Here is a 21,649-nt window from a genome sequence, read left to right on the forward strand (position 1 = left end):
GCTTCGCCGACGCTGGCCCCCCGCCGCAAATGGTTGCCCGGCCGATTGTGCGCCGCTAAGAGCGTGCAACTTCGCCGCTTACGAGGCATCGTCATGAAGAACAGTTCGCCGCACTCGGCCGATCGCACGGTTGCCCTGTCAGTCGTGGTCCCCTGCTACAATGAAAGCGGCGGCATCGACGAACTTCACCGCCGTGTGAGCGAGGCCTGCCGGTCGACGGTGGAGGGGTCGTTCGAGATCGTTCTGATCAACGATGGATCGACCGACGGAACCCGGGACGAGATTTTTGCGCTGGCGGAGAGGGACCCGCATGTGGTGGGCCTCGACCTTGCGCGGAATTACGGCCACCAGATCGCGCTGACCGCCGGACTGGAGTTCTGCAAGGGCGAACGCGTTCTGATTCTGGACGCCGATCTTCAGGACCCTCCCGAATTGCTCGGGTCGATGATGGCCAAAATGGATGAGGGCTACGACGTCGTTTACGGCGTGCGGGAAGAGCGAGCCGGGGAGAGCTGGTTCAAGATCACGACCGCGTCTGCGTTCTACCGGCTGCTCGGGCGACTTTCGGAAGTGGAGATCGCGGCGGATGCCGGTGACTTCAGGCTAATCGGCCGGCGGGCGCTGGATCACCTGAATGCAATGCCGGAGCGCTTCCGGTTCATTCGGGGCATGGTGAGCTGGATCGGCCTGAAGCAGGCCGCTTTTCCCTATAAACGCGAAGCCCGTTTCGCAGGCACCACGCATTACCCGCTGCGCAAGATGGTGATGCTGGCGCTTGATGCAATGACCAGCTTTTCGGTCGTGCCGCTGCGGTTTGCGTCCTATCTCGGCGTGGCCTTTGGTTTTCTCGGTATTCTGATGACCGGCTATGCGCTCTTTTCATGGGTTGCGGGCGACGTTGTTCCCGGCTGGACGAGCCTGGCGTCGATCGTTCTCGTGCTGGGCAGCGTTCAGCTGTTCGTGCTTGGCATATTCGGCGAATATCTGGGGCGTATGTATATGGAGACCAAACGCCGGCCGCTCTATTTCGTCAACGAAATCTCGGTGCGGCCCGAGCTGCTCGAAGCGCCCCGCGCCAAGGTGAAGGGGAGTGCGAAAGCGAAGTCCGGGGCTGCAAATGGATGAGGCCGAGTTCGACCGGTTTGCCGACGAGTATCACCGCCAGCACGCTGAGAGCATCCGCAGCAGCGGCGAACAGCCGGAGTTCTTTCACCGATACAAGATTTCCGATGTCGCAGCCGAGCTGGGGGGGAACGTCACGCCGCCACGGCGCATTCTCGATTTCGGCGGCGGGATAGGAAACTCGCTGCCGTATATGCGCGAGGCATTTCCGGGCAGCGAGATAGTGCTTCTCGACCCTTCTGCGAAGTCATTGTCTATTGCCGAGGAGAGGTACCCTGCGGCGGCGCGTTTCCAGCAGTTCGACGGGCAGGTAATACCGTTTCCCGACAATCATTTCGATGCCGCCTTCGCAGCCTGCGTTTTCCATCACATTCCGGAAGAGCTGCAGGTGCCGCTGTTGCGCGAGATCCGCCGGGTGCTGGCCCCGGGTGGCGACCTCTTCATTTTCGAGCACAATCCGTACAATCCGCTGACCGTTCAGGCCGTACGCAATTGTCCCTTCGACGAGAACGCGGTGCTGATCAAGGCGGGGCTGATGCAGAAACGGTTGCGCGCGGCGGGCCTGGAAAAGCAGAAGACCGTGTTCCGTCTGTTTTTCCCGCACATGTTGCGAAAGCTGCGCTTCCTGGAAGCCCATCTGCGCTGGCTGCCGCTTGGCGCGCAGTATTACATCCGCGCGTCGGCGAACTGAATTTCTAACCGGTGCTTTGCCGCCGGTCCGTGTCGTTGAAGACAAACAGGCTGCTGCCCACATACACAGCGACGAAATAGACGCCGACCCCGAATGTCTGGGCGATGTAGGCGTTGATCGCCAGCACATTCAGCGCGAACAGCAGGATGGCGAGATTGAGCGCGTAAGCACAGGCGACCACGGCCGCATAACGCAGGGCGCCCGGCCCGAGAGGCACGCGGCTGCGAAAGGTAAATCGGCGATTGAGCAAATAGCTGACAATCAGTCCCACCGCGTAGCCGGCCGCGTTTGCCGGCACCGGTGACAGGCCGAGAGCCATAGCCAGGAAAATCACCGACAGGCCGATGAGGGTGTTGGCGCATCCGACCAGCATGTAGCGCAGGAGACGGCCCAGGCCTGGGCGCTCGCGCGAGGTTGCCGCTTTCGAGTGCCGCGAACCCGCGGCGTCCCTGCTCGGTTGTTTCGGCATGATGCGAATAATCCCCGGCGCTTTCGGCCAGTTTCGTAAAGACGTATGCGTAGCGCTGCTGATACTGCCGATCGTCTCGATCATCAATGTGTTCCGCATCCTTGACCTCAAGTGGACTTGAACAATTACAAGCCGTTCTCCTCAACAATGGAGACAGGTATGCAGCTTCGTAAACTCAATCCGTGGTCATATCCGGAAGGCATGGATCAGGGCGTGGAGATCTCGGATTTCAGCCGGCTCATCTTCGTTTCGGGGCAATGCGCGGTCGGGCCCGACGGCGCGTCCCTTCATCCCGGCGATATGTCGGCGCAGGTTCAGGCGGCGCTCGACAACGTTGAGACGGTGCTTTCGAAAGCCGGCCTGTCGCTTGCCAATATCGTGCGGATGAACACCTACGTGACCGACATGGAAGCGTTCTTGAGTATGGCGGCAGAGCCGATGTCGGTTCGGCTGGCGCAACATGATGTCAGTCCGCCCGGCGTGCTTGCAGGCGTGGTGGAGCTTGGCAGGAAGGACCTGCTGGTGGAAATCGAGGCATTCGCCGCAGCCTGACCGTGGCCCGGTGCATCGGCCGCCCGCCTGTGCTGGCGGCCCCCTCCGGCTGCCCGGACATTCGTAATTTTGTGCCTGTTGCGATATTGTGTCTGCTTCGATGATCCCTACCTAGGGAGGCTCGGAGGAGCATACGATATGCGTCTGACAGTCAACCGTACCCCCTACGACGTCGATGTCGAACCCGAGATGCCGCTTCTGTGGGTGTTGCGGGACGAACTCGGCCTTACCGGAACCAAATATGGCTGCGGGATCGCCCAGTGCGGCGCCTGCACCGTTCACATGGACGGGATGGCGGTGCGCTCGTGCCAGATACCGGCGGAAGCGGCCGATGGCGCGGAGATCGTGACGATTGAAGGCCTCGGCACGCCGGAGGCACTTCACGCGGTGCAGCAGGCCTGGATCGAGCATCAGGTCGCGCAGTGCGGCTACTGCCAGTCCGGCCAGATCATGCAGGCAGCGTCGCTGCTCGACATGAACCCCGACCCGTCCGACGAGGAGATCGACCGCGTGATGAGCGGCAATCTGTGCCGCTGCGGAACCTATCCGCGCATCCGTGCCGCCGTGAAAACGGCCGGCGCCAAGATGAGGGGGGCTTAGCGTCATGAGCCGCGTGGGAAAAATCGCCCGTCGTACCTTCCTCGTCGGGTCCGCCATGATCGCCGGCGGCGTTGCGTTCGGCACCTATCTGGTACGCTCGCCGCATGCGAACCCGCTGCTTGAAGGTCTGGATAAGGGCGAAGCGACGTTTAATCCGTGGGTGAAGATCAGCCGCACGGGTATCACGCTGATCACGCCGCATGCCGATCTCGGACAGGGCGTCGCCTCTGCGCAGGCGCTGCTGATCGCCGAGGAAATGGATCTGGAAATGGATCAGTTCCAGGTCAGTTTCGGCGAGCCCGCCGCAGCCTATTACAATCGCGCGCTAGCCGAGGAATCACTTCCCTTCTTGGCGACGGATGAAGGTCGTATCGCCGAGAGTTCGCGAACAATCGTATCGGCCCTGCTCAAGCCGCTCGGCATGCAAGGCACCGGTGGTTCCTCCGCCATGTCCGACAGTTTCGACAAACTGCGCGAAGCCGGCGCGGTGGCGCGCGAAACGCTGAAGTTGGCCGCCTCCCGGCAGACCGGCGTCGCGATCTCCGACCTGCGCACCGAGGCAGGCGCCGTTTATCTGCCGGATGGTACGGCTGTTCCTTATACCGAGCTGGCCGAAGCGGCGGCGGCCGTGGAGCCGGTGACGCGTGTGAGGTTGCGCGAACCATCCGAGTGGCGGCTGATCGGCAAACCGACGAAACGCGTCGACATGGTGGCGAAGAGCACCGGTACCATGACCTATGGCATCGACCTTGCGGTCGAGGGCATGGTTTACGCGGCTATTCGCATCAATCCGCGCCAGGGCGGCAAGCTGGTGCGCTACGACGCGACCGAAGCGCTTGAAATGCGCGGTGTTCAGAAGCTGGTGGAGATCACCGGCGGCATTGCAGTGATTGCCGACAATACCTGGCGGGCGATCCGTGCCGCAGAAGCGGTCGAGATCGAATGGGGCGAGGCGCCCTATCCCGCCGAACAGGCGCAGCACTGGGAGGCGGTCGCGGCTTCTTTCAACGAGGATCATCTCGACCAGCGCTGGCGCAACGATGGCGATGTGGACGCCGTGCTTGGAGCGTCCGGCGACGTCTTCGAAGCCGAATACCGCTCGCCCTACGTCGCGCATGCGCCGCTCGAGCCGCTTAATGCGATCGTGCTGGTCGGCGACGAATTCACAGACGTCTGGACCGGTCACCAGCTGCCGCAACTCCTGCAGATGCAGGTGAGCGCGATCACAGGACATACGTCGGGCAACGTGCGCTTCCACAACCAGTTTGTTGGCGGCAGCTTCGGCCACCGGCTCGAGATCGGTTTTGTGGAGCAGGCGGCGGAGATCGCCGTCCAGATGCGCGGCACACCGGTCAAGCTGACCTACAGCCGCGAAGAAGATTTCGCGCACGATTTTCCGCGCCATATCGCCATGGGCCGAGGACGGGGTTCGGTCGCGAACGGCCAGGTGGAAGCGGTCGATCTTTCGATTGCGGCACCCTCCGTCTTCGCGTCCCAGTTCGGGCGCCTGGGCTATTCGGTTCCCGGACCGGATCTGCAGATAGCGGCGGGCGCCTGGAACAATCCCTATTTGCTGCCCAACTTCCGTATGCGCGCCTACCGGGCACCCGAACTGGCGCCAGTGTCATCATGGCGCGCGGTCGGCGCGCCCGGTGCCGGCTTCATTTTCGACAGCTTCCTTGACGAGTTGATCCACAAGGCCGGTGCCGACCCGATGGAAGAGCGCATCCGGCTGATGGAGCATGAGGTTTCGCGCAAGGTGCTGGAGGCGGTTGCGGAGATGTCGTCCTGGGGCGGTGAGCTGGGCTCCAACAAGGGCCGCGGCGTCGCCTTCGTGGAAAGCTTCGGCGTGCCCTTCGCGCAAGTCGTCGAGGTCACGAACACCGATCAGGGCATTCGCATCGATCGCGTCTGGGCCGCTTGCGATACGGGCACGATCATCGATCCCGCGAACTTCGAGGGCCTTGTCCAGGGCGGCATCGTCTGGGCGCTAGGTCACGCGATCAATTGCGAGATCACCTATGCGGACGGGATGGCGGAGCAGTCGAACTACCACGCCCATCAGGGCATGCGTATGTATCAGGCGCCGGAGATTTTCGTTCGTGGCCTGGAAAACGGGCACAAGACACGCGGACTTGGCGAGCCGATGGTGCCGCCGGCGGCACCGGCCCTTGCAAACGCGATTTTCGCCGCAACCGGCAAGCGCATTCGCGAAATGCCGTTCGACAAGCATATCGACTTCGTGTGAGGGGCCGGCGGATGAGATGGATTGTTATTGCCGCGGCGGTGGTCTTTGCAGGAAACGCTCTGGCCGCCGGTGAGGGCGATCACGGGCTTGAGGTCAACCACCTCGAAGCGGGTTCAGTCAGCCAGGCAGACGGCCTTGCCGCCTGGAGCCGCATCCACGACGTTGTTTCGCATCCGCGCTGCGCCAACTGCCATACCGATGAGGCAAACATCCCGATGTGGTCGGGTCCCGAATATGAGACGCCCGGCCCGCACGGCATGAACATCAATGCCGGCGAATCGCGCATCGGGGCGGAGTTCCTGCTGTGCCAGACCTGTCATGCCACCTCGGCGCTGCCCAACACGTTGCCCCATGCAGCGCCGCATGCCGGGTCGCCGTGGATGCTGGCGCCGGTCGAATTCGTCTGGTTCGGGCAGCCGGAAAACGCCATCTGCGAGCAGATGCGCGATCCCGAGCGCAATGGCGGGCGCGACGGCGACGCCATGGTCGAGCATATTTTGCACGACGCCGAGCTGAAGGCATTCATCACCTGGGCGTTCGATCCGGGTGCGGGGCGCGAAGCAGCACCCGGCACGATGCAGGAGCATCTCGACGACACCATTCAGTGGGTGGCCGCCGGCATGCCTTGTCCGGGCGATTGAGGAGAGGTTTGCGATGCTGATGGGAGCCGCCGCCGGCCTGCTTGTTTTCGCCGGATTCTGGCGCACATTCGAATGGATCGTGCACGGCCGCAACCAGGCGTCGGTTCGATTGATCCCGGGCGGGCTGATCTATCTGATCCTTGGCGTGCTGATTGCGCTCGGCACCGGCGGGATGATCACTGCCTGGGTGGCGCTGGTTGTGGCGCTTGCCAGCCTGATTGCCTCGTTCGTGACGCGAAACCGCTCGCAGGTGCGCCGCTGGGTGATGTGGCTTCTCATCATTATCGATGCGGCGATTGTTTCGAGCCTGTTTACGGCGCTTGTCAGCTAATCGCCGCCTGACGCAAATGCGCGCAGCGCGTCGACATTGTAGAGGTGGATGTTGCGGCCCTCGACCACCACACCAGCTTGCTTCAACGTCGCGAACGATCGTGACAGCGCTTCCGGCGCCATGCCGAGCGTGCTGGCAAGCACACCCTTGTCGATCGGCAGCTTGATGCATGCGGACTGGCTGCCCGCCGGGCTTAAATCAACAAGATAGGCCGCAAGCCTCAGGTCTGCCTTCTGCAGCCGGTCGCCGCTCAGGCGGGTAACGAGCTTGTGCAGATGCAGGGACATCGATCCGAGCATCGCGAAACACAGGCCCGAATTGGCCTCCAGCAGTTTCGTCATGCGATCCGAATCGACACGCGCGAGCCGCGCGGCCTCCACCACATGCGCATCGACCGGATATTTGTTGCCAAGGAACATCGCGGCTTCGCCAAAGCTTTCGCCGGGGCCGAACAGGCCGACTGCCGCCTCCTTGCCGGAAGCATCGATGCGGCTGAGCTGCACCCAGCCGCGGATGACGAAATAGAACGCCCTGGCGGGATCGCCTTCGTGGAAAAGCGTGTAGCGCTTTTCGTAATCATCAACGCCGACGCATTCCAGGAAGTGTTGCTTCAGCTCCGGGCCCACGGCGCGCAGCATCGGTGTTGCCGCCAAGACCTGAATATCCCCACTGTTTAATGCAGTTGCCATTCGCTGCTCCTCGGCCGGACAATCGGGCCTCGTCTTGACATATGTCAAGGAGCCAGCGGTGCCCGCTGGTTAGCTTGATGCAAGCTGGCGTTTGAGGGGGAGCAGCATGTCAGCAGCTCACGACAACAACACAATCGAGCCCGGTGGCAAATCCCGCGAGCTGCGGTCTTTTCTGCTGTTGTCGGTTGTCCTTGCGCCCGCGCTTTCGGTGGCTTTCGTTGGTGGCCTTGGGCTCATCATCTGGGTCTACCAGATGATCGCAGGGCCGCCCGGCCCACCTCCGGCGTGAGGTAGCGATGTCTGCCGCGCTATCCCGGCGAAGGCTGCTGCTCGGTCCGCTGGCGCGCGATGCCGAGCAATCAGCGGCGACAGTCAACACATCCTGCCTCGCGGCGCAGGGCATCTACTGCCGCAGTTGCGCCGAAGCCTGTACGCGCTCGGCGCTAAGCGTCACCCCGCTGGCTGGTGGTCTTGCGCATGTGGCCATTGACCCCGAGACCTGCAATGCCTGCGGCGAGTGTGTCGAGGTCTGCCCGGTTTCGGCCATTCAAGTGCCCGCACAGCCGGTGAACGCCCATGGATGAGGCGGTCGTAATTTCAAGCCTCATCGTTCACGCCCGCCCTGCCGAAATGGCTGTGGTGCGGGGGATGATCGCCGCAATGCCGGGCGCGGAAATTCATGCCGACGATGCGGCGGGTCGGCTGATCGTCGTTCTGGAAACAGCTTCCGACCGCGAGCTGACCGAGATGACCACCGCCATCGGTGCGATTGGCGGCGTGGTCGGAGTCAACCTTGTCTACCACCACACCGAAGGCAGCGCTGCGAAGCCGGCGCAACCGATCAGGGAGTAACACGCAATGTTCGAAAAGCCCGTTACCCGTCGCGAGGCTCTGAAGGCCAAGGCCGCGGGCATTGCAGCGATGGCGGCGGGAATGGCCGTGCCGGCCGCCGCGGCGAACCTGGTCACCGAGGACGGGTTGACCGATCTGAAATGGTCGAAGGCGCCGTGCCGGTTCTGCGGTACCGGATGCTCGGTGATGGTGGCGACCAAGGGCGACCGCGTTGTCGCCACGCATGGCGATGTGGAATCTCCGGTCAATCGCGGGCTCAACTGCGTGAAGGGCTATTTCCTTTCCAAGATCATGTATGGCCGCGACCGGCTGACCCAGCCGCTGCTGAGAAAGCGCGACGGGGTGTTCGACAAGGAGGGCGAGTTCACGCCGGTCTCGTGGGACGAAGCCTTCGACATCATGGCCGAGAAGTGGAAGGCGACCCTGAAGGAGAAAGGTCCGACCGCTATCGGCTTCTTCGGCTCCGGCCAGTGGACGGTGTGGGAAGGTTACGCCGCCTCCAAGCTGATGAAGGCCGGCTTCCGTTCCAACAATATCGAACCCAATGCACGCCACTGCATGGCGTCCGCCGTTGCGGGCTTTATCCGTACCTTCGGCATCGACGAGCCGATGGGCTGCTATGACGACATGGAAGCCGCGGACGCCTTCGTCCTGTGGGGCTCCAACATGGCGGAGATGCACCCGATCCTGTGGACGCGGGTGACCGACCGGCGGCTCTCAGCACCGCATGTGAAAGTCGCGGTCCTGTCGACCTTCGAGCATCGCTGCTTCGATCTCGCCGACATCCCGATGATCTTCCACCCGCAGACGGACCTGGCGATCCTCAACTATATCGCCAACCACATCATCCAGACCGGGCGCGTGAACGAGGAGTTCGTCAACAAGCACACGGTCTTCCGGCGCGGCATGACCGATATCGGCTACGGGCTGCGGCCAGAACATCCGCTGGAGCAGGCGGCGGCGAATGCCGACAAGGCGGGCGCCTCGGAGCCCATGACCTTCGAGGAATATGCCGCCTTCGTGTCCGAATACACGCTCGACAAGGCGCATGAGATTTCAGGTGTGCCTAAGAACCGGCTGGAGGAGCTGGCCGAGCTTTACGCCGACCCGGACACCAAGGTCACCTCGTTCTGGACGATGGGCTTCAACCAGCACACGCGCGGCGTGTGGTGCAACAACCTCGTCTACAACATCCATCTTCTGACTGGGAAAATCTCGGAGCCGGGCAATTCGCCGTTCTCGCTGACCGGCCAGCCTTCGGCCTGCGGCACGGCGCGCGAAGTGGGCACGTTTGCGCACCGCCTGCCGGCCGATCTGGTCGTTGCCAATCCGGAGCATCGCGCGACTGCCGAGCGGATCTGGAAACTGCCGGAAGGCACCATTCCCGAGAAGCCGGGCTACCACGCGGTGCTGCACAACCGCATGCTGAAGGACGGCAAGGTCAACGCCTACTGGATCCAGGTGAACAACAACCTGCAGGCGGCCGCCAACATGAACGAAGAGACCTGGCCCGGCTACCGCAACCCGGACAATTTCATCGTCGTTTCGGATGCCTATCCGACAGTCACCGCGCAGGCGGCGGACCTGATTTTGCCGACCGCGATGTGGGTGGAAAAGGAGGGTGCTTTCGGTAACGCGGAGCGGCGGACCCAGATGTGGCACGAACTCACTCCGGCGCCGGGCGAATCCAAATCCGACCTGTGGCAGGTGATGGAGTTTTCGAAGCGCTTCACTGTCGAGGAGGTGTGGCCCGAAGAGCTGATTGCGAAAATGCCCGAACTTCGCGGCAAGACGCTTTTCGAGGTTCTGTTCCAGAACGGCCAGGTGGATGCGTTCCCGCTGTCGGAGGCGAGCCCCGACTACGCCAATCACGAGGCCGAGCATTTCGGCTTCTACGTCCAGAAGGGCCTGTTCGAGGAATATGCCGAGTTCGGGCGCGGCCACGGCCACGACCTGGCACCCTTCGAGCGCTATCATGAAACGCGCGGGCTGCGCTGGCCGGTGGTGGACGGCAAGGAAACGCAGTGGCGCTACCGGGAGGGTTACGACCCCTATGTGACGCCGGGTGCCGGCGTCGAGTTCTACGGCAAGCCCGACGGCAAGGCGTGGATTTTCGCGCTGCCCTATGAGCCTGCGGCGGAAAGCCCGGACGAGGAATACCCGTTCTGGCTGTCGACCGGTCGCGTGCTGGAGCACTGGCATTCCGGCTCGATGACGGAGCGCGTGCCCGAGCTCTATCGCGCCTTCCCCGATGCCGTCTGCTTCATGCACCCCGATGACGCGGTGGAACTCAATCTTCGGCGCGGGTCGGAGGTGCGGGTGATCTCGCGGCGCGGCGAAATCCGGACCCGGGTCGAAACGCGCGGACGCAACAAGCCGCCGCGCGGACTGGTCTTCGTACCATGGTTCGACGCCAGCCAGCTGATCAACAAGGTGACGCTGGATGCCACCGATCCGATTTCCAGACAGACGGACTACAAGAAGTGCGCCGTCAAACTGGTCAAGGTGTGAGACGAGGAGGATGACGGCAATGCTACGCTACGTTCTGGCCATTCTGGTGCTCTCCACCGGTGTCGCTCTCGCGCAATCCTCTATCGCCACGCTGCGGGGCGAGACGCCGCTGACCGAGGAGGCAGAACCGCCGCGCATGGTGCCGTTCGCCGATATCGGGCGGCAGGTGCGCAATTATCCCGAGCAGCCGCCGGTGATACCGCATGATATCGACAGCTACCGGATCGATCTCAACTCGAACAAATGCCTGTCGTGCCATGCTCGCGCCCGTACCGGAGAGAGCGGCGCGCCGATGGTCTCGATCACCCATTTCATGGACCGCGAGGGACAGTTCCGGGCGGCGGTGACGCCGCGACGCTATTTCTGCAACCAGTGCCACGTTGCCCAGCATGATCTCACGCCGCCGGTCGACAACACATTCATCGACATCGATACGCTGTTGAGCTCAGAGGAGGCTCGGTAGCGCGATGGTCGAGCTTGTCCGCAACTACTGGCGCGTCATCCGCTCGCCGAGCGCCTATTTCAGCCTCGGCTTCCTGACGATCGGCGGCTTTCTGGCCGGCGTGATCTTCTGGGGCGGGTTCAACACCGCGCTAGAAGCCACAAACACCGAGGCGTTTTGCGTGTCGTGCCACGAGATGCGCGACAATGTCTTCCAGGAGCTCAAGGCGACCGTGCATTACACAAATGCCTCCGGTGTGCGCGCCAGCTGTCCCGACTGCCACGTGCCGCATGAATGGACGCACAAGATCGCCCGCAAGGTGCAGGCCTCGAAGGAGGTCTGGGGCGCCATTTTCGGCACCATCAACACGCGCGAGAAGTTTCAGGAACACCGGCTGACGCTCGCCATTCACGAATGGTCGCGGTTGTCAGCCAATGACTCGCTGGAATGCCGCAACTGCCATTCGGCGGCTTCCATGGACATCACGCAACAGGGGCCGCGCGCGGCTCAGGCGCATGAAACGTTTCTCCTGACGGGCGAGAAGACCTGTATCGACTGCCACAAGGGCATCGCGCATCAGCTGCCCGATATGTCGAGCGTGCCCGGCTGGCAGTAGGCCTTTCGGGCAGGCCGAAGCTCAGCCGCTCACCTTCTGGCGCCAAGCACGCAGTTTGACCTGGCCGATGTCGGTCTGGGTCGTGATCGAGTGCAGCATGTAGATGCCCTGACGTCGCGTCGGCGCGTAGATGAACTCCATGTTGGCGTGCTGACGCATATAGTCGTATGTGGCGCCCTTTATGTAGCCTGCCACCGGAATGAACTTGCCGGAGCATGTGACCGCGCCGTTGCCGACACCATAAATCCAGCCGACCGAAACCGGGCTTAACTGAACATCGACGCGGGTGCCGCCTTCATAGACGCGCAATGTGCGGTTACAGATGTCTTCGGGCGTGCCGCGAACGACAATCGTTGCCGATACCGGGTCCGTCACTGCCTTCAGGTCGCCATCGGAGAGCGGGACGAGATCGTTGCCCGCCGGGCCGAGCGCCGGCTGGTGGGTGACGTTGGCAACATTGCCGCCTGAAAAGGCGATTTCCATCTTTTTGTCACCCGACGAGCCCTGGTTGTAGGACAGCAGGAAGCCGTTGGGTTGCGGCGTGCCATTGCCCAACACACCCACCGAACGCGACCGGGCGTCGGTCTTGTCGAAAATGCGCGCAAGGCCGGCGCTGCGGAGCTTGCCGTCGACCTCGAACGTACTGCCCTGGACCTTGCCCCTGAAGTCAGCCTTGGCAACGGTGAAACCGCGCACGGTGATGACATACTGGGTCTCGAATTTCACAGTCGGCTCGGCGACCGCGTCAGTGATAGGGAAGGTCAACGCACCGGCCAACGCCAGCGCTTCGATCCTGATCTTATTCATCCGCCCGCTCCTCAAATGCAGGAAAGAATGTCCCTTCTTCCGCCAGCACCATCCCTCCAAAGGCGAGTTGTGCCGGGAGCGCAGACCTTGTCCGCCACAATTTCGGCGATTCCATGGAAAAGAAGGCAGCGCATCGCATTTTCGGTAAGCCCTCGTGACTTGACCGCAAGACAGAGTGGGGCTATGGAGCTGCGACTTTTTCCTAGGCCGCAGTGAAGTGTCGCGCGCCGCTCTCTCGGGTGCGCCGTTCAGTTGTTGGGCCAGCAAAGACAGAGATACGGAAGGTACCATCATGGCCCGCTCCTGCGAACTGACCGGCAAAGCCGTTCTGACCGGCAACAATGTCAGCCATGCCAACAACAAGACCCGTCGGCGTTTCCTGCCGAACCTGGTCAATGTCACTCTGATGTCCGAAACGCTCGGCCAGAAGGTGCGCCTGCGCATTTCCGCAAATGCGCTTCGCACCGTTGAGCATCGCGGCGGCCTCGACGCTTTTCTGCTCAAGGCGGACGCGGCGGAGCTCTCGCAGCGCGCACGCCTTCTGAAGAAGCAGGTCGCCAAGAAGACCGCAGAAGAAGCCGCGGCCTAACAGCCGATCTCAGCCGGCGGCCTGCCGCCGGCATACGGCCCTATGAGGGCGCTGGTTCCATCACCCAGGATAAAAAAATGTCCAAGCTGACAAAGACCTGGCCCTTCGTGGCCGCCATGGCCGCTGTTGTCGCGGCATCCAACTACCTCGTCCAGTTTCCAGTCAGGCAGTTCGACCTCGGTGAAATTCTCACCTGGGGTGCGTTCACCTATCCCGTGGCGTTTCTGGTCAACGACCTTACCAACCGGCGCTTCGGTCCGGCGGCGGCCCGCAAGGTTGTGCTGGCCGGTTTCGTCCTCGCGGTCGCGCTGTCAATCTGGCTTGCCTCGCCTCGCATCGCCATTGCATCAGGAACTGCGTTTCTGGTTGCTCAGCTGCTTGACGTTTCGGTGTTCAATGCGTTCCGCGGGCAGGCATGGTGGCGCGCGCCCTTCCTCTCCACGATGATCGGCTCCGTGGTCGATACGATGCTTTTCTTCAGCATTGCGTTTGCGGCAAGCTTCGCGTTTCTCGATACCGGCTTCGGTCTCGAAGACGGCTCGCTCGCCTTTCCGGGCACGTGGTTTGGTGTGCAGGTGCCGCTCTGGGTCTCGCTGGCCGTTGGCGATTTCTGCGTGAAGGTCCTGGTCGGGCTGGCGATGCTGGCACCATATGGGGCGCTGCTCAGCGTGCTAAGACCGGCGGAAGCGCAGGGCTAGGCGCTTCTGCGGACGATCCCTGTGCCCGTCAGCAGGCGCAGCCTAGCGGATGCCGTTGGCGCGCTGAAGTGTGCGTATGTAAGCGATGATGCCGTCGATCTCCGTATCGGTGATGCCTCTGACCGGCGGCATGTTGCCGAACGGCCAATGGTGCGCCCGCACACCTTGCTGTGCCGCACGTACAAAGGCCTCATCGCCATGATGGCCCGGCTCGTAGATCTTGTGGACGAGCGGCGGCGCGACCCCCTGCTGGCCGGCTGCATTCTGGCCATGGCAGACGGCGCAGTTCTCGTTGAACGCAGCCTCGCCGCCAAGTGCCAAACCGTCCAGTTCGGGGACAGTGACATTAACGAGCGGTGGGCCCGAGACCGGTTCTGTCTCCGTGCGCGGCCAGCTGCGCCACGCAACCCAAATCACCGCCAGCATCGCGACAAGAGCGACCAGATTTCTAAGGCGCATGGATCACCTATAAGCTTGAATGTGTCCACGCTCTAAGGGTTCCACCGGGTGGAAGGTCAAGCCACTGAAATTACTCGCCGGTCAGCACGAATTCCAGATAGAGATTGCGCTGCAGGATCGAGTGGTTGTCGTCGGAAATCAGCGACACGATCAAAGCGCCGTCGTCGCGCCGCCAGACATCCAGACCCTCCATATTGTCGATCTGGTAGGCCATGTCGGCCTCCAGCAGCACCGCACCATCAACCAGCGCGCCCTTGCGGATGGTGGCGCCGTCGATACGGCGCAGGCGCATCGCCACGCCTGTTGCCATGGAGAAACGGCGCTCGAGAAGCAGCAGATCTCCATTTGGCAGGAAAGCGCCATCGGTGATGTCGAAATCGTCGGAACGCACGACCTTGAAGATACCTTTTTGCGGGCCCTCGAGAATGGCAGCGAAGATGTTGCCGTCAGCATCGATCGAGCGTTCGGTAACGCCGACACGCGCGCCGCCCAGAGGGCCGTCGGCCGGGCTGTGAACAAGCGTTTCGAAACCGCGATTCTGGCGCAGTTCGGCGCGCGAGACCACCAGGTCCAGCGCGCGCCGCGGCCCCGCCATGTCAGACGGTTGCAGTGTGAATTCCTGGATCTTGTGATCGCGCTCGAAGGCGACCGTGGCCTGATCGCCGGCAATCGCCAGGCCTTCGGCATCGGTGCGCCATTTGCCCTCGATCGCCGCGCCCGTCTCATCCACCAGCGGCTGCATTGAAAAGCCGGTAATGCCTGTCGGGCGGAGATCGGCGTCGCGTTCGACCATGCCGGAATACCAGAAGCCGGTGTCTGCGACGCCGAAGAAATGCGTTCCGGCATCGAGAAAGCGGATTGCCGATAGGGCGCCGAAATCGCCGCTGCCGGCCATGCTCAGCCCGCCGACGAATTCGAGCGGGCCGAAGCGTGTTTCGCTGCGGCCGATATGAAACTGAGTGATCTGGTGGGCGTTGACTTCGATTTCCTGCAGAAGCGGTGACTGCGCGGCGGCAGGAGCGGTGGACAGCGCTGCAAAGGCAGCGAAGACCGCAAACGCATACCGCGTAATGCGGGAAGCGCGTTTGGCTCTCCGCTTAACCAGCACGCCGCGTCCGGGTGCCGTATGCCGGTTCCTCTTCGAACAGCGAGGCGAGCTGCTCGGTCATGGCTCCGGCCAGCTCCTCGGCATCGACGATGGTGACGGCGCGGCGGTAATACCGCGTCACGTCGTGGCCGATGCCGATGGCGATCAGTTCAACAGGCGAGCGCGTTTCGATAAGGTCAATGACGGCGCGCAGATGCCGCTCCAGATAATTGCCCGGATTCACCGACAGCGTGGAATCGTCCACTGGCGCGCCGTCGGAAATCATCATCAGGATGCGGCGCTGCTCCGGGCGCGCGATCAGGCGTTGATGCGCCCACAACAACGCTTCGCCGTCGATATTTTCCTTCAGGAGCCCTTCACGCATCATCAGGCCGAGATTGCGGCGGGCGCGACGCCAGGGCGCGTCGGCCGATTTGTAGATGATGTGGCGCAGATCGTTGAGGCGGCCCGGGGCCGAGGGCTTTCCGTCCTTCAGCCACTTCTCGCGGCTCTGGCCGCCCTTCCAGGCGCGGGTGGTAAAACCAAGGATCTCGACCGAGACGCCGCAGCGCTCGAGCGTGCGGGCAAGGATGTCGGCGCAGGTGGCGGCAACCGTGATCGGCCGGCCGCGCATGGAACCCGAATTGTCGAGCAGCAGCGTCACCACCGTGTCGCGAAAATTGGTGTCGCGCTCCTGCTTGTAGGAGAGCGGCTGCATGGGGTCCATGATGATGCGTACCAGCCGCGCAGGGTCGAGATAGCCTTCTTCAAGATCGAAATCCCAGGCGCGGTTCTGCTGTGCCATCAGGCGGCGCTGCAGCCGGTTCGCCAGCCGTCCGACCACACCGGCGAGGTTGGCTAGCTGCTTGTCGAGGAAAGCGCGCAGGCGCTCCAGCTCTTCCTGATCGCATAGCTCTTCCGCGCCGACGGTCTCGTCAAAGGCGGTGGTGTAGACGGCATAATCGAGCTGGCGCGGCAGGTCGCCCAGCGGATCGTTGGGCCGTTTTGCCTCGCCCGGCGTCTCGGCATCGAGATCGTCGTCCGACATTTCGTCGGTGTCGGCATCGACAGCTTCGCTCTCGCCGGCCTGCTCCTCTTCCGAGGAAGCGTCGGAATCTTCGGGCTGGCTGTCATCTGATCCGGAATCGGCCTCGCCGCTTTCCTCGTTCTGATCTTCGCCCTCTGGCTGCTCGTCGCTGTCTTGTTCCTCGTCCTCAAGCTGGTCGTCCTCGCCGAGCTCGTCGGCCATGTCCATCGAAACCAGCATATCGCGGACGAGGCGGGCAAAGGCATCCTGATCTTCCAGCTTGCCGAGCAGATTGTCGAGGTCGCCGCCGGCCTTTTCCTCGATGAAACCGCGCCACAGATTAACGAGCGCTTCGCCGCTCTCGGGCGCGGGACGGCCGGTCAGGCGTTCGCGCACCATCAGAGCGACAGCTTCCTCCAGCGGTGCGTCGGCCTTGTCGGTGACACCGGCGAGATTGGCCTTGGTGTAACGGTCGGAGAGCATCGTGGCGATGTTGTCGGAAACGCCGCGCATGGCGCGAGAGCCGATTGCCTCCACGCGGGCCTGCTCGACGGCATCGTAGATTGCGCGGGCCTGCCGGCCTTCCGGCGCCAGACGTGTGTGTAGCCGCGCGTCGTGGCAGGCACGGCGCAGCGCCATGGAATCGCCCAGGCCCCGGGTGGTGCTCACATCTTCGAGCGTTGGTTTGCGCGGCGGCTCGGGCAGGCGGGCATGGCTGCCGGCCAGGCCCGGGCGCTCCTTGGCGAACGTGACTTCGAACTCCCGGTCGCCCGAAATGGCACGCATACACGCCGAGACCGAGCGCTTGAACAGATCCGTATCAGCGCTGGTGTTCGGCTTGGAACGCGTATTGTCGCCCCGGCCGGCCATGGCCTATCAGCTCAGAACCACGTTGGCGGCGCTTTCGGGAAGCTCCTCGCCAAAGGCGCGCTGGTAGAACTCGGCAACGATGGGCCGTTCCAGCTCGTCGCATTTGTTGACGAAGGTGAGCCGGAAAGCGAAGCCGACATCGCCGAAAATCTCCGCGTTTTCGGCCCACATGATCACCGTACGCGGGCTCATCACCGTCGACAGGTCGCCATTGACAAAGGCGGAGCGCGTCATGTCGGCGATACGGACCATCTTGTCGACTGTCTGGCGGCCTTCCTCGGTACGGTAGTGCTTGGCCTTGGCCAGAATGATCTCGACTTCCTTGTCATGCGGCAGGTAGTTCAGCGTGGTGACGATCGACCAGCGATCCATCTGCGCCTGGTTGATCTGCTGCGTGCCGTGATAGAGGCCGGTGGTGTCGCCGAGGCCGACCGTGTTGGCGGTGGCGAACAGGCGGAATGCGGGGTGCGGGCGGATGACGCGGCTCTGGTCGAGCAAGGTCAGGCGGCCGGACGATTCCAGCACCCGCTGAATGACGAACATCACGTCCGGCCGGCCGGCATCGTATTCGTCGAACACCAGCGCGACATTGTGCTGGTAAGCCCAGGGCAGAATGCCGTCACGGAACTCGGTTATCTGCATGCCGTCCTTGACGACGATCGCGTCTTTGCCGACGAGGTCGATGCGGCTGACATGGCTATCGAGATTGACACGCACGCAGGGCCAGTTGAGGCGTGCGGCGACCTGCTCGATATGGGTCGACTTGCCCGTGCCGTGATAACCCGACACCATGACGCGGCGGTTGTAGGCAAAGCCCGACAGGATCGCCATCGTCGTCTGGCGGTCGAAAAGATAGTCGGGATCGAAGTCCGGCACGTAGGAATCGGCGCTCGAATAGGCCGGTACGATCATGTCGGATTCGAAACCGAAGACCTCCTTCACGGAGACAGTGGTATCGGGCAGGTTGGCGATGTCGCGGTCGACCTTGTTCATCATGACTCCAGCTGCGGAACGGCAATCCGCCGGCAATTTCCTTGAGTGTCCGGATGCGTCTTAGAGCGAGATGCGCCAAGATGGAAGCGGCCAAGCCTCCACCGGCACAAACCCTGCACTTTCGGCTGTGCCGACTAACACAAACCGGCCTGCTTGAGCACCCGGTATGCCTGCAGCACGTCGCGAAAGCGTTCTTCCGAACTCCGGTCGCCGCCATTGGCGTCCGGGTGGTGTAATTTCACCAATTCCTTATAGCGCGCCTTGATGTCGGCGCCAGTTGCTGAATGGCCGAGGCCCAGCGTTTCCATGGCCTTGGCCTCAAGCGTACGCAGCTTTCGCTCACGCGGCGCAGAACGCTGACGGTTGCCCCCAAACAGTCCGAACGGGTCGCCGACGCGGCCATGATAGGCGGCGCTTCCGGAGCGGGCGGTCGAGATGTCGGGCGCATAATGCGCCTTGGTTCCGCCACCCATCTTCCAGGTTGGCCTGTGCCCGGTCAGCGCTTCTTTCTGAAAACGCGCGATATCCTCGTTGCCGAGACCCGAGAAGTAATTGAAATTGCGGTTGTATTCCCGCACGTGATCGAAACAGAAGCGGAAATATTCGCCCTCGCGCATGCGGCCCACCGGCGCGCGATGCGTGCCGGCATCGCCGCAGCCGTCCCACTGGCAGCGCGGCGCCTGCGACGCCGCCTCGACCTTGGGGTCGGGCTTGACGCGGATCTTCTCGAAATATTTCGAATAAGGCTTCATGCTGCCGTTTAGCTTGATTCCGCTCGGATTATGGGGTGTTCGGCCCACGATACAAGAATTGACATTCGGGCGATGATAGCCCTAACGCCTGAATCGCATCTGAATTGGGGAACGAGCCCTATATGGTACGCGGAGGCTGAAATGTCCATTTCCGAAGCGATTGAAAAGAAGCTCACGGAGGCGCTGAAGCCGGAGCGGCTGGCCGTATTGAACGAGAGCCATCTTCACGCCGGCCACCAGCCTTCCTTTGACGGTTCCGGCGAGACCCATTTCAGGGTGCGTGTCGTGTCCCCGCTGTTCGATGGCATGAGCCGCATAGAGCGGCACCGCACGGTGAACGATCTTCTGGCCGACGAGATTGCCGCCGGCGTTCACGCCCTGGCTATCGAGCCGGCAGCGCCCGGCGAAAAGACCCGCTGGTAGCTAGCGCGCGAGGACATCGTCCCAGGCTGGGCTATGTCGTGCGAATTCGTCGGCCACGAACCAGCAGGTCGGCGTGATTTTGTCGCCGTTTGAACGTGCATCCGCGAACAGCCGTTCCACCAGCGCCTCCGCGACGCCCTGTTCGCGGTAGGGCACTGGCACAAATGTGTGGTCGGCGACGATATGATCCGGCGCGGTGCGGAGGTATGTCAGCTGCGATTCGGTGCCGTCGGGCATCGGAATGAAATATTTGCCGCGCGGTCCGTCCAACTCAAAGCGAATACCGAGGCCGTTCATCCATGCTCCTCCTCAACCGCATTATTTCAGCACATCCGCCCATTCCGGGTGACGGCGGAACTGGGCTGCCGCAAACGGGCAAAGCGGCATGATTTTCTTGCCTGAACCGCGCGCATCTTCGACTGCTCTCGCAACCAGCCGAACACCTACGCCCTGACCGCGAAACGCGTCGGGTACCTCGGTGTGATCAATGATCAGCAGGTGTTCGCCGGCCTTGGAGAACGTCATCTCCGCTTCGGTGCCGTCGTCGGCACGATGGAAATAGCGGCCCTTGGAGCCGGTTTCCTCCAGCCTGATTTCGATCTCGCTCATGATGTCGGCTCCGTGTTGGCTGCCTGGAAGTCGGCAAGGAGTTCGCGCGCTGCATCGAACTCGCCCTTGCGAAGCTCGTGCCCGCCGTCGTGCCATACCGTGCGCAGTTCTGCACCGGCCTCAAGAAGTGCAGTCTCGAATCGTAACGTCAACTCGGCCGGGCAGATCGGGTCGGTGCGGCCGGCGGTCATCAGAATGCGGGTCGAAAGCTGCCCGCCGATCTGCGGCGTGAAGGGTATCAGCGGGTGCATGAGGGTGGCTGTATCGAACAGTCCGGGATTGGCGAAGATGACATTGGCCAGAATGTTGGCGCCGTTGGAGTAACCCAGTCCGTGCACCGAGGAGGGTTTGGCGGAACTGATATGCGCACGCACGAAACCGGCCATTTTGCCGGTTGCTCGGGCGAGGTCACCCATATCGTAGACGCCCTCCGCCGCGCGGCGGAAATACCGCGCTGCCCCGTGTTCGGCCACGTCGCCGCGCGGGGCGACAAGGGTCGCGTTCGGCATCAGGGCCGCGCCGACATCCATGAACTGGTCTTCGTTGCCGCCTGTGCCGTGGAACAGGAACAGCAGCGGCCGGCCGGCGCCCGCCTGAACGATGTTGTGCTGATAAGCGTCGGTCGACACGGCTAGTCTCCGATGGGTTCAAGATGTTCTTCGAGCCGTGCGCGCAGGTGCTCATGTTGCTTCGGAAGGCGCAGCTTCTCACCCAGATGTTCGAGCGGTTCGTCGCGCGCGAAACCCGGTTCGTTGGTTGCAACCTCGAACAGCACGCCGCCCGGCGTGCGGAAATAGATCGCCCAGAAATAGTCGCGGTCAATTACCGGTGTCACCTGGTAGCCGGTGTCCATAAGGGCGGAACGCACTTCGAGCTGGCGCGCGCGGTTTTCGACCGCGAAGGCGACATGATGCACCGAGCCTGCGCCCTGGCGAGCCGAGGCCGCACCGGGCAGCGTTTCGATCTCAACGAAGTCGGCACCATTGCCGCCGGGCACCGCGAAACGGGTGATGCCATCGCGGCTTTCAGTCTCTTCATAGCCCATGAAACGCAGCAGCTCACCGGTCGCGCCGCCGTCGCGCAATCGCATCGACACATTGCGGAAGCCGCGGATCGCCGCTTCTTCGGGAACGCCGCCTTCGGCCCAGAACGGGCGCTCGTCGCCATCGACCTCGACAAGCGCGAAGCCGTCGCCATCGGGGCCTGCGAAGGCCAGCCGGTTTTCGCCGAAAGCCTGGCGTTCCTCCAGACCGGCAACATCGAGGGAGGCCAACCGGTCACGCCAGAAGGACAATGCGCCTTTCGGCACCGCAAACATGGTCGTGCCCACCTCACCCGTGCCGGGCGTTCCGCGTGCGGCATGCGGGAATGGAAAATAGGTCATCACCGAGCCGGGCGTACCGAATTCGTCGCCATAATAGAGGTGGTAGACGTCGGGCGCGTCGAAATTGACGGTTTTCTTGACCCGGCGCAGGCCGAGCGTGCGGGTGAAAAAGCTGTTGTTGCTGACCGCATCGCGCGCCAGCGAGGTGACGTGGTGCAGACCCTTGATCTGATCGAGCATGACCGTG

General features: G+C 62.7%; 29 protein-coding genes. 17 read left to right on the forward strand and 12 right to left on the reverse strand.

What is annotated here, in order from left to right; genetic code table 11:
* The first annotated feature begins 93 nt into the window (after positions 1-93).
* Positions 94-1,125, forward strand: a complete 1,032-nt coding sequence (locus EP165_RS07060; RefSeq protein WP_127520911.1) for a glycosyltransferase family 2 protein — start codon at positions 94-96, stop codon at positions 1,123-1,125.
* Positions 1,118-1,813, forward strand: a complete 696-nt coding sequence (locus tag EP165_RS07065; RefSeq protein ID WP_127520913.1) for a class I SAM-dependent methyltransferase — start codon at positions 1,118-1,120, stop codon at positions 1,811-1,813. Before EP165_RS07060 ends, EP165_RS07065 begins: the two co-directional genes overlap by 8 nt.
* A 4-nt stretch (positions 1,814-1,817) precedes the next feature.
* Here EP165_RS07065 and EP165_RS07070 read toward each other — a convergent pair whose 3' ends face one another.
* The gene (locus EP165_RS07070; protein ID WP_164742979.1) at positions 1,818-2,282 is read right to left on the reverse strand and encodes a GtrA family protein; all 465 of its coding nucleotides are present in this window, start codon (positions 2,280-2,282) and stop codon (positions 1,818-1,820) included.
* Between EP165_RS07070 and EP165_RS20745 the strand changes: the two genes are divergently transcribed.
* The 6 genes from EP165_RS20745 to EP165_RS07095 all read left to right on the forward strand — a co-directional run bounded on the left by EP165_RS20745 (position 2,281) and on the right by EP165_RS07095 (position 6,654).
* Positions 2,281-2,403, forward strand: a complete 123-nt coding sequence (locus EP165_RS20745; RefSeq protein ID WP_281039994.1) for a hypothetical protein — start codon at positions 2,281-2,283, stop codon at positions 2,401-2,403. The two genes, EP165_RS07070 and EP165_RS20745, sit on opposite strands and share 2 nt — an antisense overlap.
* Before the next feature lie 38 nt (positions 2,404-2,441).
* A complete protein-coding gene (locus EP165_RS07075; protein WP_127520917.1) occupies positions 2,442-2,834 on the forward strand; it encodes a RidA family protein in 393 nt (130 codons plus the stop codon).
* A gap of 138 nt (positions 2,835-2,972) precedes the next feature.
* Positions 2,973-3,434, forward strand: coding sequence for a (2Fe-2S)-binding protein (locus EP165_RS07080; protein ID WP_127520919.1), 462 nt, complete (start codon positions 2,973-2,975; stop codon positions 3,432-3,434).
* 4 nt (positions 3,435-3,438) lie between these two features.
* Positions 3,439-5,682 carry a xanthine dehydrogenase family protein molybdopterin-binding subunit gene (locus tag EP165_RS07085; protein ID WP_127520921.1) on the forward strand — a complete coding sequence of 748 codons (2,244 nt, stop codon included), beginning with the start codon at positions 3,439-3,441 and terminating at the stop codon, positions 5,680-5,682.
* Between the two features lie 11 nt (positions 5,683-5,693).
* Positions 5,694-6,323 carry a hypothetical protein gene (locus EP165_RS07090; protein ID WP_127520923.1) on the forward strand — a complete coding sequence of 210 codons (630 nt, stop codon included), beginning with the start codon at positions 5,694-5,696 and terminating at the stop codon, positions 6,321-6,323.
* 13 nt (positions 6,324-6,336) lie between these two features.
* Complete coding sequence (locus EP165_RS07095) at positions 6,337-6,654, forward strand: hypothetical protein (protein WP_127520925.1); 318 nt, start codon at positions 6,337-6,339, stop codon at positions 6,652-6,654.
* Here the strand turns inward: EP165_RS07095 and EP165_RS07100 are convergent.
* Entirely contained in the window at positions 6,651-7,343 is a 693-nt protein-coding gene (locus tag EP165_RS07100; protein WP_127520927.1) for a Crp/Fnr family transcriptional regulator, read from the reverse strand. The two genes, EP165_RS07095 and EP165_RS07100, sit on opposite strands and share 4 nt — an antisense overlap.
* Before the next feature lie 106 nt (positions 7,344-7,449).
* Here EP165_RS07100 and napE point away from each other — a divergent pair, with 106 nt between their 5' ends.
* The 6 genes from napE to EP165_RS07130 are packed head-to-tail and all read left to right on the forward strand — an operon-like array spanning position 7,450 to position 11,764.
* The gene (napE, locus tag EP165_RS07105; RefSeq protein ID WP_127520929.1) at positions 7,450-7,632 is read left to right on the forward strand and encodes a periplasmic nitrate reductase, NapE protein; all 183 of its coding nucleotides are present in this window, start codon (positions 7,450-7,452) and stop codon (positions 7,630-7,632) included.
* A gap of 7 nt (positions 7,633-7,639) precedes the next feature.
* Entirely contained in the window at positions 7,640-7,927 is a 288-nt protein-coding gene (locus EP165_RS07110) for a 4Fe-4S binding protein (protein ID WP_127520931.1), read from the forward strand.
* On the forward strand, positions 7,920-8,195 hold the full coding sequence (locus EP165_RS07115) for a chaperone NapD (RefSeq protein WP_127520933.1): 276 nt from the start codon (positions 7,920-7,922) through the stop codon (positions 8,193-8,195). The genes EP165_RS07110 and EP165_RS07115 overlap by 8 nt, the downstream gene beginning before the upstream one ends.
* Before the next feature lie 6 nt (positions 8,196-8,201).
* The gene (napA, locus tag EP165_RS07120) at positions 8,202-10,706 is read left to right on the forward strand and encodes a periplasmic nitrate reductase subunit alpha (protein WP_127520935.1); all 2,505 of its coding nucleotides are present in this window, start codon (positions 8,202-8,204) and stop codon (positions 10,704-10,706) included.
* Between the two features lie 19 nt (positions 10,707-10,725).
* Positions 10,726-11,169, forward strand: coding sequence for a nitrate reductase cytochrome c-type subunit (locus EP165_RS07125; RefSeq protein ID WP_127520937.1), 444 nt, complete (start codon positions 10,726-10,728; stop codon positions 11,167-11,169).
* 4 nt (positions 11,170-11,173) lie between these two features.
* Entirely contained in the window at positions 11,174-11,764 is a 591-nt protein-coding gene (locus EP165_RS07130; RefSeq protein WP_127520939.1) for a NapC/NirT family cytochrome c, read from the forward strand.
* Between the two features lie 21 nt (positions 11,765-11,785).
* Here the strand turns inward: EP165_RS07130 and EP165_RS07135 are convergent, their stop codons facing one another.
* Complete coding sequence (locus EP165_RS07135; protein ID WP_164742980.1) at positions 11,786-12,571, reverse strand: DUF3108 domain-containing protein; 786 nt, start codon at positions 12,569-12,571, stop codon at positions 11,786-11,788.
* 292 nt (positions 12,572-12,863) lie between these two features.
* Here EP165_RS07135 and rpmB point away from each other — a divergent pair, with 292 nt between their 5' ends.
* Both rpmB and EP165_RS07145 read left to right on the forward strand, forming a co-directional pair.
* Entirely contained in the window at positions 12,864-13,160 is a 297-nt protein-coding gene (rpmB, locus tag EP165_RS07140; protein ID WP_127520943.1) for a 50S ribosomal protein L28, read from the forward strand.
* A 77-nt stretch (positions 13,161-13,237) separates the two neighbouring features.
* Positions 13,238-13,858 carry a queuosine precursor transporter gene (locus EP165_RS07145; protein WP_127520945.1) on the forward strand — a complete coding sequence of 207 codons (621 nt, stop codon included), beginning with the start codon at positions 13,238-13,240 and terminating at the stop codon, positions 13,856-13,858.
* 42 nt (positions 13,859-13,900) lie between these two features.
* Here the strand turns inward: EP165_RS07145 and EP165_RS07150 are convergent, their stop codons facing one another.
* The 5 genes from EP165_RS07150 to EP165_RS07170 form a co-directional block, all read right to left on the reverse strand.
* On the reverse strand, positions 13,901-14,317 hold the full coding sequence (locus EP165_RS07150; RefSeq protein WP_127520947.1) for a c-type cytochrome: 417 nt from the start codon (positions 14,315-14,317) through the stop codon (positions 13,901-13,903).
* A 70-nt stretch (positions 14,318-14,387) separates the two neighbouring features.
* Positions 14,388-15,425: an esterase-like activity of phytase family protein gene (locus EP165_RS07155; RefSeq protein ID WP_245440071.1), complete on the reverse strand. Its 1,038-nt coding sequence runs from the start codon at positions 15,423-15,425 to the stop codon at positions 14,388-14,390.
* Positions 15,415-17,301, reverse strand: coding sequence for a cobaltochelatase subunit CobT (gene cobT / locus EP165_RS07160; RefSeq protein WP_127520949.1), 1,887 nt, complete (start codon positions 17,299-17,301; stop codon positions 15,415-15,417). The genes EP165_RS07155 and cobT overlap by 11 nt, the downstream gene beginning before the upstream one ends.
* 6 nt (positions 17,302-17,307) lie before the next feature.
* The gene (gene cobS, locus EP165_RS07165; protein WP_127520951.1) at positions 17,308-18,294 is read right to left on the reverse strand and encodes a cobaltochelatase subunit CobS; all 987 of its coding nucleotides are present in this window, start codon (positions 18,292-18,294) and stop codon (positions 17,308-17,310) included.
* Positions 18,295-18,428: 134 nt separating this feature from the next.
* Positions 18,429-19,046, reverse strand: a complete 618-nt coding sequence (locus EP165_RS07170) for a J domain-containing protein (RefSeq protein WP_127520953.1) — start codon at positions 19,044-19,046, stop codon at positions 18,429-18,431.
* Positions 19,047-19,187: 141 nt separating this feature from the next.
* Here EP165_RS07170 and EP165_RS07175 point away from each other — a divergent pair, with 141 nt between their 5' ends.
* Positions 19,188-19,469 (forward strand): BolA family protein, encoded by a 282-nt coding sequence (locus EP165_RS07175; protein WP_127520955.1) that lies wholly within the window; start codon positions 19,188-19,190, stop codon positions 19,467-19,469.
* On the opposite strand, the gene EP165_RS07180 is transcribed toward EP165_RS07175, so the two are convergent.
* The 4 genes from EP165_RS07180 to EP165_RS07195 are packed head-to-tail and all read right to left on the reverse strand — an operon-like array spanning position 19,470 to position 21,642.
* Complete coding sequence (locus tag EP165_RS07180; RefSeq protein ID WP_127520957.1) at positions 19,470-19,766, reverse strand: GNAT family N-acetyltransferase; 297 nt, start codon at positions 19,764-19,766, stop codon at positions 19,470-19,472. It abuts the gene before it with no gap.
* Positions 19,767-19,787: 21 nt separating this feature from the next.
* Positions 19,788-20,078: a GNAT family N-acetyltransferase gene (locus EP165_RS07185; RefSeq protein WP_127520959.1), complete on the reverse strand. Its 291-nt coding sequence runs from the start codon at positions 20,076-20,078 to the stop codon at positions 19,788-19,790.
* Complete coding sequence (locus EP165_RS07190; RefSeq protein ID WP_127520961.1) at positions 20,075-20,707, reverse strand: alpha/beta hydrolase; 633 nt, start codon at positions 20,705-20,707, stop codon at positions 20,075-20,077. Before EP165_RS07190 ends, EP165_RS07185 begins: the two co-directional genes overlap by 4 nt.
* 2 nt (positions 20,708-20,709) lie before the next feature.
* Positions 20,710-21,642, reverse strand: coding sequence for a VOC family protein (locus EP165_RS07195; RefSeq protein WP_127520963.1), 933 nt, complete (start codon positions 21,640-21,642; stop codon positions 20,710-20,712).
* Between the last annotated feature and the right edge of the window lie 7 nt (positions 21,643-21,649).

Origin of the sequence: Mesorhizobium sp. Z1-4, assembly GCF_004000235.1 — a bacterium.
Lineage (GTDB): Bacteria > Pseudomonadota > Alphaproteobacteria > Rhizobiales > Rhizobiaceae > RCIO01.

What these genes read in the sequence shown, in the direction of transcription:
- EP165_RS07060 (WP_127520911.1), top strand. Translation starts at nt 94, where the DNA reads ATGAAGAACAGTTCGCCGCACTCGGCCGATCGCACGGTTGCCCTGTCA.
- EP165_RS07065 (WP_127520913.1), top strand. Translation starts at nt 1,118, where the DNA reads ATGGATGAGGCCGAGTTCGACCGGTTTGCCGACGAGTATCACCGCCAG.
- EP165_RS20745 (WP_281039994.1), top strand. Translation starts at nt 2,281, where the DNA reads ATGATGCGAATAATCCCCGGCGCTTTCGGCCAGTTTCGTAAAGACGTA.
- EP165_RS07070 (WP_164742979.1), bottom strand. Translation starts at nt 2,282, where the DNA reads ATGCCGAAACAACCGAGCAGGGACGCCGCGGGTTCGCGGCACTCGAAA.
- EP165_RS07075 (WP_127520917.1), top strand. Translation starts at nt 2,442, where the DNA reads ATGCAGCTTCGTAAACTCAATCCGTGGTCATATCCGGAAGGCATGGAT.
- EP165_RS07080 (WP_127520919.1), top strand. Translation starts at nt 2,973, where the DNA reads ATGCGTCTGACAGTCAACCGTACCCCCTACGACGTCGATGTCGAACCC.
- EP165_RS07085 (WP_127520921.1), top strand. Translation starts at nt 3,439, where the DNA reads ATGAGCCGCGTGGGAAAAATCGCCCGTCGTACCTTCCTCGTCGGGTCC.
- EP165_RS07090 (WP_127520923.1), top strand. Translation starts at nt 5,694, where the DNA reads ATGAGATGGATTGTTATTGCCGCGGCGGTGGTCTTTGCAGGAAACGCT.
- EP165_RS07095 (WP_127520925.1), top strand. Translation starts at nt 6,337, where the DNA reads ATGCTGATGGGAGCCGCCGCCGGCCTGCTTGTTTTCGCCGGATTCTGG.
- EP165_RS07100 (WP_127520927.1), bottom strand. Translation starts at nt 7,343, where the DNA reads ATGGCAACTGCATTAAACAGTGGGGATATTCAGGTCTTGGCGGCAACA.
- napE (WP_127520929.1), top strand. Translation starts at nt 7,450, where the DNA reads ATGTCAGCAGCTCACGACAACAACACAATCGAGCCCGGTGGCAAATCC.
- EP165_RS07110 (WP_127520931.1), top strand. Translation starts at nt 7,640, where the DNA reads ATGTCTGCCGCGCTATCCCGGCGAAGGCTGCTGCTCGGTCCGCTGGCG.
- EP165_RS07115 (WP_127520933.1), top strand. Translation starts at nt 7,920, where the DNA reads ATGGATGAGGCGGTCGTAATTTCAAGCCTCATCGTTCACGCCCGCCCT.
- napA (WP_127520935.1), top strand. Translation starts at nt 8,202, where the DNA reads ATGTTCGAAAAGCCCGTTACCCGTCGCGAGGCTCTGAAGGCCAAGGCC.
- EP165_RS07125 (WP_127520937.1), top strand. Translation starts at nt 10,726, where the DNA reads ATGCTACGCTACGTTCTGGCCATTCTGGTGCTCTCCACCGGTGTCGCT.
- EP165_RS07130 (WP_127520939.1), top strand. Translation starts at nt 11,174, where the DNA reads ATGGTCGAGCTTGTCCGCAACTACTGGCGCGTCATCCGCTCGCCGAGC.
- EP165_RS07135 (WP_164742980.1), bottom strand. Translation starts at nt 12,571, where the DNA reads ATGAATAAGATCAGGATCGAAGCGCTGGCGTTGGCCGGTGCGTTGACC.
- rpmB (WP_127520943.1), top strand. Translation starts at nt 12,864, where the DNA reads ATGGCCCGCTCCTGCGAACTGACCGGCAAAGCCGTTCTGACCGGCAAC.
- EP165_RS07145 (WP_127520945.1), top strand. Translation starts at nt 13,238, where the DNA reads ATGTCCAAGCTGACAAAGACCTGGCCCTTCGTGGCCGCCATGGCCGCT.
- EP165_RS07150 (WP_127520947.1), bottom strand. Translation starts at nt 14,317, where the DNA reads ATGCGCCTTAGAAATCTGGTCGCTCTTGTCGCGATGCTGGCGGTGATT.
- cobT (WP_127520949.1), bottom strand. Translation starts at nt 17,301, where the DNA reads ATGGCCGGCCGGGGCGACAATACGCGTTCCAAGCCGAACACCAGCGCT.
- cobS (WP_127520951.1), bottom strand. Translation starts at nt 18,294, where the DNA reads ATGAACAAGGTCGACCGCGACATCGCCAACCTGCCCGATACCACTGTC.
- EP165_RS07170 (WP_127520953.1), bottom strand. Translation starts at nt 19,046, where the DNA reads ATGAAGCCTTATTCGAAATATTTCGAGAAGATCCGCGTCAAGCCCGAC.
- EP165_RS07175 (WP_127520955.1), top strand. Translation starts at nt 19,188, where the DNA reads ATGTCCATTTCCGAAGCGATTGAAAAGAAGCTCACGGAGGCGCTGAAG.
- EP165_RS07180 (WP_127520957.1), bottom strand. Translation starts at nt 19,766, where the DNA reads ATGAACGGCCTCGGTATTCGCTTTGAGTTGGACGGACCGCGCGGCAAA.
- EP165_RS07185 (WP_127520959.1), bottom strand. Translation starts at nt 20,078, where the DNA reads ATGAGCGAGATCGAAATCAGGCTGGAGGAAACCGGCTCCAAGGGCCGC.
- EP165_RS07195 (WP_127520963.1), bottom strand. Translation starts at nt 21,642, where the DNA reads ATGCTCGATCAGATCAAGGGTCTGCACCACGTCACCTCGCTGGCGCGC.